General features: G+C 63.1%; 11 protein-coding genes. 9 read left to right on the forward strand and 2 right to left on the reverse strand.

Annotated features, from left to right (window positions below; translation table 11 throughout):
• Positions 1–4 precede the first annotated feature (4 nt).
• Positions 5–3109, reverse strand: coding sequence for a CheR family methyltransferase (locus NKJ84_RS03910; protein ID WP_352505412.1), 3105 nt, complete (start codon positions 3107–3109; stop codon positions 5–7).
• Positions 3110–3275: 166 nt separating this feature from the next.
• Here NKJ84_RS03910 and NKJ84_RS03915 point away from each other — a divergent pair, with 166 nt between their 5' ends.
• Together NKJ84_RS03915 and NKJ84_RS03920 are read left to right on the forward strand one after the other, a co-directional pair.
• The gene (locus NKJ84_RS03915) at positions 3276–3473 is read left to right on the forward strand and encodes a hypothetical protein (protein ID WP_352505413.1); all 198 of its coding nucleotides are present in this window, start codon (positions 3276–3278) and stop codon (positions 3471–3473) included.
• A 1-nt stretch (position 3474) separates the two neighbouring features.
• Positions 3475–4071 carry a response regulator gene (locus NKJ84_RS03920; RefSeq protein WP_352505414.1) on the forward strand — a complete coding sequence of 199 codons (597 nt, stop codon included), beginning with the start codon at positions 3475–3477 and terminating at the stop codon, positions 4069–4071.
• Between the two features lie 29 nt (positions 4072–4100).
• Here NKJ84_RS03920 and NKJ84_RS03925 read toward each other — a convergent pair whose 3' ends face one another.
• Positions 4101–4373 (reverse strand): hypothetical protein, encoded by a 273-nt coding sequence (locus NKJ84_RS03925; RefSeq protein WP_352505415.1) that lies wholly within the window; start codon positions 4371–4373, stop codon positions 4101–4103.
• A gap of 256 nt (positions 4374–4629) precedes the next feature.
• Here NKJ84_RS03925 and NKJ84_RS03930 point away from each other — a divergent pair, with 256 nt between their 5' ends.
• From NKJ84_RS03930 to NKJ84_RS03960, 7 genes are read left to right on the forward strand one after another with little or no spacing between them, the layout of a single operon-like run.
• Complete coding sequence (locus tag NKJ84_RS03930) at positions 4630–5736, forward strand: NAD-dependent epimerase/dehydratase family protein (protein WP_352505416.1); 1107 nt, start codon at positions 4630–4632, stop codon at positions 5734–5736.
• Positions 5733–6812: an NAD-dependent epimerase/dehydratase family protein gene (locus tag NKJ84_RS03935; RefSeq protein ID WP_352505417.1), complete on the forward strand. Its 1080-nt coding sequence runs from the start codon at positions 5733–5735 to the stop codon at positions 6810–6812. Before NKJ84_RS03930 ends, NKJ84_RS03935 begins: the two co-directional genes overlap by 4 nt.
• Positions 6809–8101 carry a TIGR04295 family B12-binding domain-containing radical SAM protein gene (locus NKJ84_RS03940; protein ID WP_352505418.1) on the forward strand — a complete coding sequence of 431 codons (1293 nt, stop codon included), beginning with the start codon at positions 6809–6811 and terminating at the stop codon, positions 8099–8101. The genes NKJ84_RS03935 and NKJ84_RS03940 overlap by 4 nt, the downstream gene beginning before the upstream one ends.
• Complete coding sequence (locus tag NKJ84_RS03945; RefSeq protein WP_352505419.1) at positions 8086–9189, forward strand: glycosyltransferase family 4 protein; 1104 nt, start codon at positions 8086–8088, stop codon at positions 9187–9189. Before NKJ84_RS03940 ends, NKJ84_RS03945 begins: the two co-directional genes overlap by 16 nt.
• A 2-nt stretch (positions 9190–9191) precedes the next feature.
• Positions 9192–10322, forward strand: a complete 1131-nt coding sequence (locus NKJ84_RS03950; RefSeq protein ID WP_352505420.1) for a CgeB family protein — start codon at positions 9192–9194, stop codon at positions 10320–10322.
• Positions 10319–11413, forward strand: coding sequence for a CgeB family protein (locus tag NKJ84_RS03955; RefSeq protein ID WP_352505421.1), 1095 nt, complete (start codon positions 10319–10321; stop codon positions 11411–11413). The genes NKJ84_RS03950 and NKJ84_RS03955 overlap by 4 nt, the downstream gene beginning before the upstream one ends.
• Positions 11410–12519, forward strand: a complete 1110-nt coding sequence (locus NKJ84_RS03960; RefSeq protein ID WP_352505422.1) for a CgeB family protein — start codon at positions 11410–11412, stop codon at positions 12517–12519. Before NKJ84_RS03955 ends, NKJ84_RS03960 begins: the two co-directional genes overlap by 4 nt.
• Positions 12520–12535: the final 16 nt, after the last annotated feature.

Here is a 12535-nt window from a genome sequence, read left to right on the forward strand (position 1 = left end):
CCGGTCACGACGAGCCCTCGCGGGTCAGAGGGAATGCAATTTCCGCCTCCAAACCATTTGAGCGGAAAGTTGTTTCAATTTTTCCGCCCAGCCTGTAGCCGATTTCTCCGCGCAGAAGGGTAAGGCCGAAGCCGCTGTCGGTTGGCTCCTTGATGCGGGGGCCGCCCTTCTCGCGCCAGACGAGCTTGAAGGTTCCATCCACCACCGACCATTTCACAATTATCCGCCCGGCAGGCTTCGACAGTGCGCCATATTTAGCGGCATTGGTCGCCAGTTCATGGATTGCCATGCCGAACGAAAGCCCCTGTACAGGCTTGAGGCTTACCCGCTTGCCATCGAGCTCGAACCGTTCGGCCCCGAAGGGACCAAGCTCCTGGCGCAGCAGTTCCTCGACGGAGGCTTCCGTCCAGCTTTCGCGCGAGAGCAGACTGTAGGCTCGTGACATTGCATGCAGACGGCCGATCAAAGCTTCAGCGAACTCGTCTTTTGACGCCGAGTATTCCCGCGTCCGGTTGGTGATGCTGGCGACAACCGCCAGCATGTTCTTGACGCGATGGTTCAGCTCCGAGATGAGCACCTGCTGACGCTCTTCAGCCTGCGCCAGTGTCGTCACGTCGATCAGTGTCACGACCACGCCCTGGATGCTGCCGCTCTTGTCCCGGTAAGGGTTGATGCGGACCAGGTAGAACCGGCCCTTGTCGTCGCGCGCAAGGTGATGGTTCAGGGTCTCTCCCGTCTCGAACACCGCCTGGATGTGCCGCTTCAACTCGGGGTAGTCGAGTTGGCTCGAAAGATCGGTCAGCGGTCGGCCGACATCTGACGGACGCAAGTTGAAGAACGACGACGCGGCAGGAGTAAAGGTTCGCACCACAAGGTTGCGGTCGAGGAAGATGGTGGCGATTTCCGTGCTTTCGAACAGGTTTCTGAGATCGCTGTTGGCGCGATCGAGTTCCTCTATCTTGCCGGTCAGTTCCGCATTGATGGTGTTGAGCTCTTCGTTGAGCGACTGCATTTCCTCCTTCGAGGCCTCAAGCTCCTCATTCGTCGACTGTGCCTCTTCATTGACGGAGACGAGTTCCTCGTTCGAAGATTTTACTTCCTCCAGCGCGGTTTCGTACTCCTCGATGGTCGACTGCAGCCGCTCGCGCGTGTCGCGCAACTCCCGTTCGAGATCGGCCGCGTCGTCTGTGCCGCGGCTTTCGCGGGCCGGATCGGAGCGTATCTGGGCCTGCCCCACCGGATTGAACAGGACGAGGTAGAGGGGCTCGCCATTGCTGCGTTCCGTGTACGGCTCGACTGTCAGTGTAATGAACTGAAGCTGTCCGTCGTCTTCTTCGACCGCTATGTTCTCCCGCACGACCGTGCGGCGCGTCGTTGCTGCTTCCCGCAACGCGGCGCGCATCTCAAGTCTCAGCCCGCGGCGGGCCAAGGTCAGCAACTGCCGGCTCGGGGCACCTTGCGGCGCTTCCAGATATTTACCCGTCCGCGCCGAATAGTAGACGATGTCGCCATCGCCATTGACCAGCACGTGAGGCGGGGCGAACCGCTCCAGCACCTGAGCCTCGATTGCCTGGCGCAGCGAATGGCTCGCGCCATCGTTTTTTGAGCCACGGCGTCCCGCCGGCAGGGCAGCTGTGAAGCCATTGCCGATCAGGACCGGCGGTCGCGGCGTGGCATGTTCCCGCGCCTGGAATATCCGCTGCTTTTTATCGACCGTGGCGAACAGGTCGCCGTGCTGACCGACGCTTTCCGAGGTGCCGAGGAACAGATAACCGCCCGGCCTCAGCGCATAGTGGAAGATCGGGACGACCCGGTTCTGGATCTGCGGGCCGAAATAGATCAACAGGTTGCGGCACGAAATCATATCCATACGCGAGAACGGAGGATCGCGGATGACGCTGTGCGGGGAAAAAATGCAGAGTTCGCGCACCTCTTTGGCCAGCACATAGCTCTCGCCGTCGCTGTGGAAAAAGCGTTGCCTGCGCTGTGGCGATAGCCCGTGCAGCAGCGCTTCGGGATAACGCGCCGCACGCGCCACCGCGAGCGCCGGCTCGTCGATGTCGGTCGCGAATATCTGGACGCGCGGCGGCGCGGGAAGTTTCTCCATGCGCTCGCGCATCAGCATGCCGATCGAGAACACCTCCTCGCCGGTGGCGCAGCCGGGCACCCAGACACGCACCGCATCGGACGCGTTCCTGCCCTCGAAAATCTGCGGTATGATCTTGTCCTCCAGCAATTTGAACGCTTCGGCGTCCCGAAAAAAGCTGGTGACATTGATGAGCAGGTCGCGAAACAGCTTCGCCACCTCGTCGGGATCCCTCTTCAGCCGTTCTATGTAGGTGCTGATCGACTGTAGCTGCGTTATCTGCATGCGCCGCTTTACGCGACGCAGGAACGTCTTGGCCTTGTAGCCGGAAAAGTCGTGACCGGAATGGCTGCGCAAAATGGCGTAGATTTCATCGCGGGCTCGATCTATCTCGGCCTTGCGTTCGTCGTCCGCTTCGGTCAGGCCGTTCAGCACGTCGAAACCGCGGACAAACGCCTGAAGCTTTGCACCGATCTGCTCGGCGGGCGCCGCTATGTCGATCAGGCCGCTCGAAATCGCGCTCTGCGGCATATCTGGATTGCGGGGGCCGGAACCGTTGGAGGCCTGGGCAATGGTCAGCCCGCCATGCTCCTTGATGGCCCTGGCGCCAAGCGTGCCGTCCGAATCGCCACCCGACAAAATAATGCCGACGGCATACTCGCCCTGGTCCTCGGCCAATGCGCTGAAGAAGATATCGATCGGCTTGCGCTCGCGGTTGAGCGTGTTCGGCCGGCGCAGCGAAAGCGCGCCCTTACGGATGGTGAGGACGACGTTTTGCGGCATCACATAGACCTGGTCGGGTTGGACCGCTGCCCCCTCCTCGGCCACCAAGACCGGCATTTCGGTGTAACGTCGGATGACCTCGTGCAGCAGGCTTTCCCGCTCCGGGCTGAGATGCGTGACGACGACGAACGCCATGCCAGTGTCGCCGGTCAGCCCTTTGAACAGGCCCTCCATCGCGGGAATGCCGCCGGCCGATGCGCCGACCCCGACTATGGGAAATCTTCCATTCTGGGATGCCACGCCAAGCCCCTGGTAACAGCCGCAAACACAAAGCCGTCAAATCGGGCCTTAGACCCAAATCGCGCCTCAGATTAAGACCGGGCCGAGCCTGAGGCCAGTAAATAGTCCACCAACGGAACAAAGTACCGCCGGTGGGCATTAACATTTGACTTTGGAGGCGGTTCCAATGGCAAAACGATCACCTGAAATAAAGCCGGCCAAGCGAATTCTGTTGCCCTCGCCGGATCTGACCAAGTTCCCGGTATCTGAAAACATTCCGGCTCGCCTGCTCGCGCTCGCGGAACGGTTGCAAGAGGTATTGGAGCGCCACTTTGCAGAAGTCCGCGCCGACAAGCGTAGATCCCGCAGAAAGAAGGAACAATGAGGTGCGCGACCTGCAAGGCCTGCATATCCTGATCGTCGAGGACGAATGGATGCTGGCGGGGGATCTTGCACGTTATTTCAGCAAGATGGGCGCCGTGGTGCTTGGCCCGGTAGCGACGGTGGAACAGGCATCGAAACATACGGACGAGGCCGAAGCCGCGATCCTGGACATCAATCTCAACGGACGACGGGTATTTCCGATCGCCGACGAACTGATGCGCCGTGGCGTGCCGTTCGTGTTTTTCAGCGGCGATGAAGACATCGTTATTCCCGAGCGGCTTCGGTATGCCAGCAGCCTCCGAAAATCCTCGGACGCCCAGGCTGTTTTCGACGCTCTCTTTCCAGCCGAGACGTCGGCATCGACAGGAGGTCGAGCGTCGGAGCCCTCGGACGACGTATTTTCGCTGCTGCCTAAGCTCAGGCTCGCGGCGCGCCTGCTGCTGGGAGATGTCGAGGCCTCCGACCGGCTGGTCGAGCGGACGCTCGAACAGGCTATCGGCGAAATCGACCGGAGACCATCCGGCTCCTCCACCGAGGACTGGCTCAACGGCATCATGCGAAACATCGTCAGGGCACGTGGAGCGAACCTGCTGCACTGACCGCGGCAGTTGCCGGCAATCAGACGAGGTCAGCCTTTCCGGTTGCGTTCGACGAATTTGTTGAAGCGGCTGGTTTTGCCGCCGCTGGTCTCTTCCTGGTAGAGGAAGGCCAGTTCGTTCTCGTCGAATATCCTGAAGAACTCGTCCCATTCGACAGGCTCGAACGTCTCTTCAGGCTCGCCGAAGTCGATGCGCAGTATGCCGCCCTCGCCCTTGGTGCGCACCACCGCCGGCCGGCCATCGCGATCCTCGGCCCAACGGCGGATTTCATCATGATCGGTGGTCGTCTTCGATTCAGACATTCCAATCTCCCTTCGATTCCACCGCACACCGCGAGATCCCGGTCTGCCTCGTACAACCAGCAGATGCATTGCTGCCGAGCATATGCGCGCGGTTGGTCGATTATGGCTCCTAACACCAAGCGCGCTTCGATGTTCCCGTGCCCAGCCCAAGGCGGTCGCTTCCGGAGCGCAGCGCTCGGGAACTTTGTTGAAGCAAGGGAACAAACCTTTCGCCCGGAAGTTTGGGGCGGCAAAGCCATTCGTATGAGGAGTTGTCGTGAAACGTATACTGGTCACGGGAGGCTGCGGTTTTATCGGCCGCCACGTCGCCCAGGAACTCGTTGAACATGGCTATGGGGTTTCAATTCTCGATGCGCTGCTGGACCAGGTGCATGGCGGCGAGGCAATCAGCCTGCCGCCAGGCGCCAAGCTGATCAAAGGCGACGTTCGTGATCGCGACGCCATCGCAGAGGCGGTCGACGATGTCGACGCGATCATTCACCTGGCGGCTGAAGTGGGCGTCGGCCAGTCCATGTACGAGATCGCCCGCTATGTCGGCGCCAACGACCTCGGCACCGCCACGTTGCTGGAGGCACTGATCAAACGGCCGATCGAACGGATCGTCGTTGCGTCGTCGATGAGCGTCTATGGCGAGGGTCTCTATGCCACGCCGGACGGCCGGCGCATCGACAATGCAAGACGGCAGCCGGACGACATCCGCAGCGGCCAATGGAATCCCCTCTCGCCGGAAGGAGAAGTCCTGTTGCCGCTGCCGACCGACGAGCAGAAACCGGTCGACCTCGCCTCGATCTACGCGCTGACGAAATATGCCCAGGAACGAGCCGTGCTGATCTTCGGCGAAGCCTATGGCGTCGATGCGGTGGCGCTGCGCCTGTTCAATGTCTTCGGTGCCGGACAGGCACTCTCCAACCCGTATACCGGCGTGTTGGCGAACTTCGCCTCGCGCATCGCCAATGGCCAGCGGCCGCTGATTTTCGAAGACGGCGAACAGCAGCGCGACTTCGTTCATGTACGCGATGTCGCCCTCGCCTTCCGGCTGGCGCTGGAACAGCCTCAGGCGCGCGGCCACGTGATCAACATCGGCAGCGGGCGGGCCTACCCGGTCAGCGAGGTCGCTCGGCTGCTCGCCGAAGCCATGGGCGTGCCTGGCCGCCAGCCGGAAATCCTCGGCAAGGCACGCTCCGGCGATATCCGCAACTGCTTTGCCGACATCTCGAAGGCGCGCGAACTGCTCGGCTTCCAGCCGCAGTACCGGCTGGAGCATTCGCTCGGCGATTTCGTCGCCTGGGTGCGCAACACGGTCGCCATCGATCGCAGTGCAGAGATGAAGCGGCAACTCGAAGCGCGAGGGCTGGTATCATGAGACCGGATTCACGCAATTTTCGCGAAGCGCCCGTCGCCATTATCGGCGGCAGCGGCTTCATCGGCTCGAACCTCGCCGACAGCCTGTTGTCGGACGGCGAGCCGGTGCTGGTCATCGACAATCTGAGCCGTCCCGGCGTCGAACAGAACCTGGAATGGCTGACGCAAAAGCACGGCAACCGCCTCGCCGTCGAAATCGCCGACGTCCGTGACGCCGAGGCGCTGATGCCGCTGGTGGCGCGTTCGAAGGCGGTTTTCCACTTTGCCGCGCAGACCGCCGTCACCACGAGCCTGGTTCGGCCGGACGAGGATTTCGACATCAACCTGCGCGGGACGTTCAACGTCCTGGAAGCCGCTCGCCGCAGCGGCAAGCGCATCCCCGTCATTTTCGCCAGCACCAACAAGGTCTATGGCCGCCTCGCCGACCTTGCCATGCGCGAAGAAGACGGCAGATACGCGCCTCGCGACGCGGGCATCCGAGCGCATGGCGTCGACGAGACGCGCGGCCTCGATTTCTGCACGCCCTATGGCTGCTCCAAGGGCGCGGCGGATCAGTATGTCCTTGATTATGCCAAGTCATACGACCTGCCGACGGCGGTGCTGCGCATGAGCTGCATCTATGGACCGCGCCAGTTCGGGACGGAGGATCAGGGCTGGGTCGCCCATTTCCTGCTTAACGTGTTCTCCGACCGGCCGATCACCATCTACGGTGATGGCAAGCAGGTGCGCGACATCCTCCATGTTGCCGACGCGGTCGCGGCCTATCGCGCTGTGCTCGACCGCATCGAGGCGATCAAGGGCCAAGCATTCAATCTCGGCGGCGGACCGGACAACGCCGTCAGCCTGCGCATGCTGCTGAAGGAGATTTGCGACATAACGAAACGGGACGTTTCGATCCGTTACGACCGCGAACGCACCGGCGACCAACCGTTCTTCGTCGCCGACACACGCGCGATCGAGGCGGCACTGGGATGGAAAGCGCACGTCCCGTGGCAAAACGGCATCCGCGACCTCGCCGACTGGCTGCAGCGTCATCGCCTCGACCCGCATCCCGAACCGGCGAGGTACGTGGCATGAGGGTCGCTCTGGTCAATCCGTCCTGGACGTACCAGGACAGCATCTATTTCGGCTGCCGGCAGCCGCATCTGCCGCTCGAACTCGGCTATTCGAAAGCGCTGCTCGAAGCAGCCGGCCACGAGGTGCTGATGCTGGACGGGCAGATCCAGAAGCTCGACAACGCCGCGCTCGCCGATCGCGTCGCCGCCTTCGAGCCTGACATGACCGTCGTCAGCACCGCGCCGACCTACCTGTTCTGGCGCTGTGCACCGCCCGAGTTGCGCGTGCCGGCCGATTTCCTCAACCGGCTTGCCGGGCGCGGCGGTCGCACCGTCGCCGTCGGGCCGCATGGCTCGGCGACGCCGACGCCGACATTGCGCAAGCTTGGCGTCGACATTGTCGTGCGCGGCGAATGCGAGGAAGTGGTCGCGGAACTTTCCCGGCGCGACGACTGGACTGCGGTGCCGTCCACGGCCCATTTCGAGGATGGAGAACTGGTCTCGAACGGCGGCGTGCATGCGAGTTCGTTCATCGATCACCCACCGCTAGAGTGGCCGTCGGACTGGATTGCCGCGCATTCGCACCACCATCACCGCTTCGACGATGATCAGGTCGGTTTCGGTGCGGAGGTCGAAGCGTCGCGCGGCTGCCCGTACAATTGCAGCTTCTGCGCCAAGATCGATTTCCGCGATGCCTATCGCCGCCGGAACCACGAAGCAGTGATCGCCGAGATCGACCGGCTGATCGCACAGGGCGTCGGCTACATCTACTTCATCGACGAGATCTTCCTGCCGCAAAAGGCATTGCTGGAAGCGCTGGTCGATCGCGATGTGAAGTTCGGCGTGCAGACCCGTATCGACCTCTGGAAACCTGAACTGCTGAAGCTGCTCGGTGCCGCCGGCTGCGTCTCGATCGAGGCGGGCCTCGAAAGCCTGACGGTGGAAGGCCGCGCCATGCTGGCAAAACGCTGCCGGCTGGGCACCGAGGAACTGGCTGCGTTGCTGGTCGACGCCAGGCGCCATGTGCCGTTCGTTCAGGCCAATCTCATCGGCGTGGTCGAAGACGATCCCGCGCTGGTCGACTATTGGCGAAAGCACCTGATCGACAACGGCGTTTGGGCCAACGAACCGGTGCCGCTCTATCCTTATCCGAGTTCGCCGAGCTACCGCGAACTTTGGGGCGAGCCGGACGATCTCGCCTGGGAGCGCGCGCATGAACATTATCTCGCATCCTTCCGAACGTTCAGCGACATCCAGGAGAAGCGGCCGCGTCCGCTGGCCGAATTGGAGGCCACATGTTGCGGACACTGAGCCCGCGGCCGCGGCGTATCTTGATGACTGTCGATGCGGTTGGCGGCGTCTGGCGCTATGCGCTCGATCTGGCCAGGCAACTGGTCGCCGGCGGCGACAGCGTCGTGCTTGCCGGGCTTGGTCCGGAACCGTCCAGGCAGCAGGCCGAGGAGGCCCAGTCGTTTGCGGCGCTGACATGGCTCAACACGCCGCCGGACTGGATGACCCGCAACGAGCACGACCTCGACACACTGCAGCAGGAGTTGCACCCGCTCATACGTGACTACGCCGTCGAAATCGTCCATCTCAACGCGCCGACGCAGGCCGCGGGGCTCGACGTGCCCTGCCCCGTCGTGGCGGTGTCGCATTCCTGCGTGGTGACATGGTTCCACGCCGTCAAAGGACAGGCGGCGGACGGCGAATGGGCCTGGCAGAAGGACCGCAACCGGCGCGGTTTCGACAAAGCAGGCATGGTCGTTGCACCCAGCCGCAGCCATGCCGACATGCTTGAAACCTGCTACGGGCCGATCGCCCGCCTAAGCGTCGTCGGCAACGGTGCACAGCCCGGGCCGAAGAGCGAAAGGCGGGAATCGGTCGTTTTCGCCGCCGCGCGCTGGTGGGACGAAGGAAAGAATGCGGCGATGCTGGACCGGGCCGCCTCCCTGACGCAATGGCCGATCTTCGTCGCCGGCTCGCTGCAAGGCCCGGACGGCCAGCATGTTGGCTTCAGCCACGCCGTTCCCGTCGGGCCGGTACCGCATGAGGAAGTGCGCTTGCTGATGGCGCGGGCCGGCATTTTCGTATCGCCGTCGCTCTACGAACCGTTCGGCCTGGCCACGCTGGAAGCCGCGATGTCGAAGACGCCTTTGGTGCTCGCCGATATTTCGACCTATCGCGAACTGTGGGACGGCGCGGCCATGTTTTACGACGCGCGCGATCCGGGCGATCTCGCCAGATGCATCAGCAGCCTTTGCAGCGACGCGCAGCGCCGGCGAGAACTCGGTGAGGCAGCGGCCCGCCGAAGCCGCAGATTTTCATTGGCAAGACAGGCGACCGCCATGCGCGGCGTCTACGACAAGGCGGCCCTGGCCACCATGGCGGATAGTTGATTATGCGGTTTTTGTTCTACACCCATTCGATCGTTTCCGACTGGAACCACGGCAACGCACATTTCCTGCGCGGCATCATGCGTGAGCTGGTCGTGCGCGGGCACCAGGCTATCGCGCTGGAGCCCGCCGACGGCTGGAGCCGGTCGAACCTGCTGGCCGAGAAAGGATCCTTCGCGATCGAACGATTCCGGAAGGACTTTCCCGAGTTGATGCCGGTCACCTATGACGCCGCCTTCGACCACGAAGCCTGGATCTCCGATGCCGATGTGGTGATCGTGCATGAGTGGACCGAGCCGGATCTTGTCGCGCGGCTGGGCAGGGCGAAAGCGAATGGCGGGCGTTTCACGCTGCTGTTCCACGACACGCACCATCGCGCCATATCGGCCACGCAAGCGATCTCCTCCTTGCGGCTTGAACATTATGACGGCGTGCTCGCCTTCGGCGAGGCGCTGCGGGAAAGCTATCTCCGCGCCGGATGGGGCAAGCGGGTCTTCACCTGGCACGAGGCTGCCGATGACCACCTGTTCCAGCCGCATCCTGAAATCGAGCGTAGTTCCGACCTTATCTGGATCGGCAATTGGGGCGACGACGAGCGCAGCGCTGAAATCAGGGAGTTCCTGGTCGGCCCGGTACGTGAGCTCGGCCTGAGCGGAACCGTCCACGGCGTTCGCTATCCGCGGGAGGCGCTCGCCGACCTTGCGGCCGCCGGCCTGCGCTACGAAGGCTGGATCGCCAATGCCGACGTGCCGAAGGCATTCGCGGCGAGCCGCATCACGGTTCACATCCCGCGGCGTCCATACCGCGAAAGCCTGCCCGGCATCCCGACCATCCGCATGTTCGAGGCGCTCGCCTGCGGCATTCCGCTCGTTTCGGCGCCTTGGTCCGATGTCGAACGCTTGTTCAGGCCCGGCACCGATTTCCTGTTTGCAAATGATGGCTTCGAGATGCGGCGTCATCTTCGCGCCGTGCTGCACGATGCGGATCTCGCCGCTTCTCTGGCGACGTCGGGCCTCGAGACCATCCGCCTGCGGCACACATGCCGGCACCGGGCGGATGAATTGTTCGGCGTGCTCGCCGAATGCGGGCACCGCCGAGCCGCCGACACGATCCTTGCAAAGGAGGCCGCCGAATGAATATCGCATTCTACGGATCGAGCCTGCTGTCGTCCTATTGGAACGGCGCGGCAACCTATTACCGCGGATTGCTCAAGGCCCTGGCAAGGCTCGGCTATGACATCACCTTCTACGAGCCGGACGTCTACGATCGCCAGAAAAACCGCGACATGGAGGCGCCGGACTGGTGTGCCGTGGTCGTCTACGAGGCCACCCCGCATGCCATGATGCAGGTGGCCGCGCGGGCGGCGGAGGCGGATATCGTCGTCAAGGCGAGTGGCGTCGGTTTCGCCGACGACGCGCTGTTGCGGGCGGTGCTCGATCACGCCCGTGCCGATGCGCTGACCGTATTCTGGGATGTCGATGCGCCGGCGACGCTCGGCCAGTTGCGCGATGAACCCGACCATCCGCTGCATCGCGCGTTGCAGGAAATCGACCTCGTGCTGACCTATGGCGGCGGCGACCCGGTGGTCTGGGCCTATCGGGCCATGGGGGCGGCCGAATGCGTGCCGATCTACAATGCGCTCGATCCGGAAACGCATCATCCGGTCGGCAAGGATATGCGTTTTGCCTGCGATCTCGCCTTCCTCGGCAACCGGCTGCCGGACCGCGAGGCGCGCGTCGAGGCCTTCTTCCTCGACCCGGCCGGCCGCTCGGCCGATCAGCGCTTCCTGCTCGGCGGATCTGGCTGGGGCGACAAGCAGATGCCCGCCAATGTCCGATGGCTCGGCCATGTCGGCACGCGTGACCACAATGCACTGAACGTCACGGCCAAGGCGGTGCTCAACATCAGCCGCGACAGCATGGCGGCCAATGGCTTCTCACCGGCGACGCGCGTGTTCGAGGCAGCCGGCGCCGGCGCATGCCTCATCACCGACGCCTGGCTCGGTGTGGACCTGTTCCTGAAACCCGGCGAGGAAATCCTGGTCGCGCGCGATGGCGAGGATGTCGCCGAGATCATGCAAAGCCTTAGCGCCGAACGGGCCAAGGCGATCGGGGCATCCGCGCTTCGGCGGGTACTTGGCGAACATACCTATACGACACGGGCCGTTTTGGCCGACGCCATTTTCAGGCGCCATTTCGAGCGTCCGACCGTGGAGGCGGCCGAATGACGAAGCCGCTCGACATCGTCTTTCTTGGGCTGTCGCTCTCCTCGTCCTGGGGAAACGGCCACGCCACCACCTTTCGGGGGCTGCTTAAAGGTCTCCACGAACTCGGTCACCGCGTCACCTTTCTCGAACGCGACGTGCCGTGGTACGCAAGTCACCGGGATCTGCGCGACCCCGATTTCTGCGCCTTGCGCTACTATGAAACGACCGATGATCTTCGCCGCAATTTTGCGCGCTGCCTGCGCGATGCCGATATCGTGGTCGTCGGCTCATTCGTCCCCGAAGGTCCTGAAATCATCGACGTCGTGGCATCGCTGTGCACAGGTCAGTTCTGCTTCTACGACATCGACACGCCGGTCACGCTGGCAAAGCTTTCAACCGATGATTGCGAGTATATTGCCAGACGGCAGGTCCCGTATTTCGATGTCTACTTCTCCTTCACCGGCGGGCCGACGCTTGTCCGTCTGACGGCGGAGTTCGGCGCGAGGCGGGCCGAGCCGCTCTACTGTTCGGTCGACCCGGAACGGCATCACGGAACCGGTGACCCAATCCGCTGGGATCTCGGCTATCTCGGCACGTACAGCCCCGACCGCCAGGCGACGCTGGAGGCCCTGCTGTTCGAACCGGCGCGTCGCATGCCTGAGCGTCGCTTCGTCGTTGCCGGCTCGCAATATCCGCGCGAAATCGCCTGGCCGGACAATGTCGATCGCATCGAACACCTGCCGCCGGCAGACCATGCCGCCTTTTACAGCCGCCAACGCTACACGTTGAACGTCACGCGCAGTTCCATGATCGCGGCCGGATGGTCGCCCAGCGTGCGACTCTTCGAGGCAGCCGCCTGCGGCACGGCGATCATCAGCGATTGCTGGGCCGGACTGGACAGCTTGTTTCCAGGGCGGACGATCCACACGGCGCGCAGAACCGAGGACGTAATCGGTATCCTGTCTGGAGAATCCGACGGCGCCCGGCTTGCCATGGCCAAGCAGGCGCGCGTGCTCATCCTGGCAGCTCACACAAGCATCGCAAGAGCCCGCGAATTCGTTGCGCTGCTGGCGCAAGCCAAATCGCCACGTTCTGTTCTCGATCTGGACGTCGAGAGCGCAGCATGACCCGCAGACGGGAGAA

It is taken from the genome of Mesorhizobium sp. M0048, assembly GCF_040323405.1.
Classification (GTDB): domain Bacteria; phylum Pseudomonadota; class Alphaproteobacteria; order Rhizobiales; family Rhizobiaceae; genus Mesorhizobium.

What these genes read in the sequence shown, in the direction of transcription:
- NKJ84_RS03915 (WP_352505413.1), top strand. Translation starts at nt 3,276, where the DNA reads ATGGCAAAACGATCACCTGAAATAAAGCCGGCCAAGCGAATTCTGTTG.
- NKJ84_RS03925 (WP_352505415.1), bottom strand. Translation starts at nt 4,373, where the DNA reads ATGTCTGAATCGAAGACGACCACCGATCATGATGAAATCCGCCGTTGG.
- NKJ84_RS03935 (WP_352505417.1), top strand. Translation starts at nt 5,733, where the DNA reads ATGAGACCGGATTCACGCAATTTTCGCGAAGCGCCCGTCGCCATTATC.
- NKJ84_RS03940 (WP_352505418.1), top strand. Translation starts at nt 6,809, where the DNA reads ATGAGGGTCGCTCTGGTCAATCCGTCCTGGACGTACCAGGACAGCATC.
- NKJ84_RS03945 (WP_352505419.1), top strand. Translation starts at nt 8,086, where the DNA reads ATGTTGCGGACACTGAGCCCGCGGCCGCGGCGTATCTTGATGACTGTC.
- NKJ84_RS03950 (WP_352505420.1), top strand. Translation starts at nt 9,192, where the DNA reads ATGCGGTTTTTGTTCTACACCCATTCGATCGTTTCCGACTGGAACCAC.
- NKJ84_RS03955 (WP_352505421.1), top strand. Translation starts at nt 10,319, where the DNA reads ATGAATATCGCATTCTACGGATCGAGCCTGCTGTCGTCCTATTGGAAC.
- NKJ84_RS03960 (WP_352505422.1), top strand. Translation starts at nt 11,410, where the DNA reads ATGACGAAGCCGCTCGACATCGTCTTTCTTGGGCTGTCGCTCTCCTCG.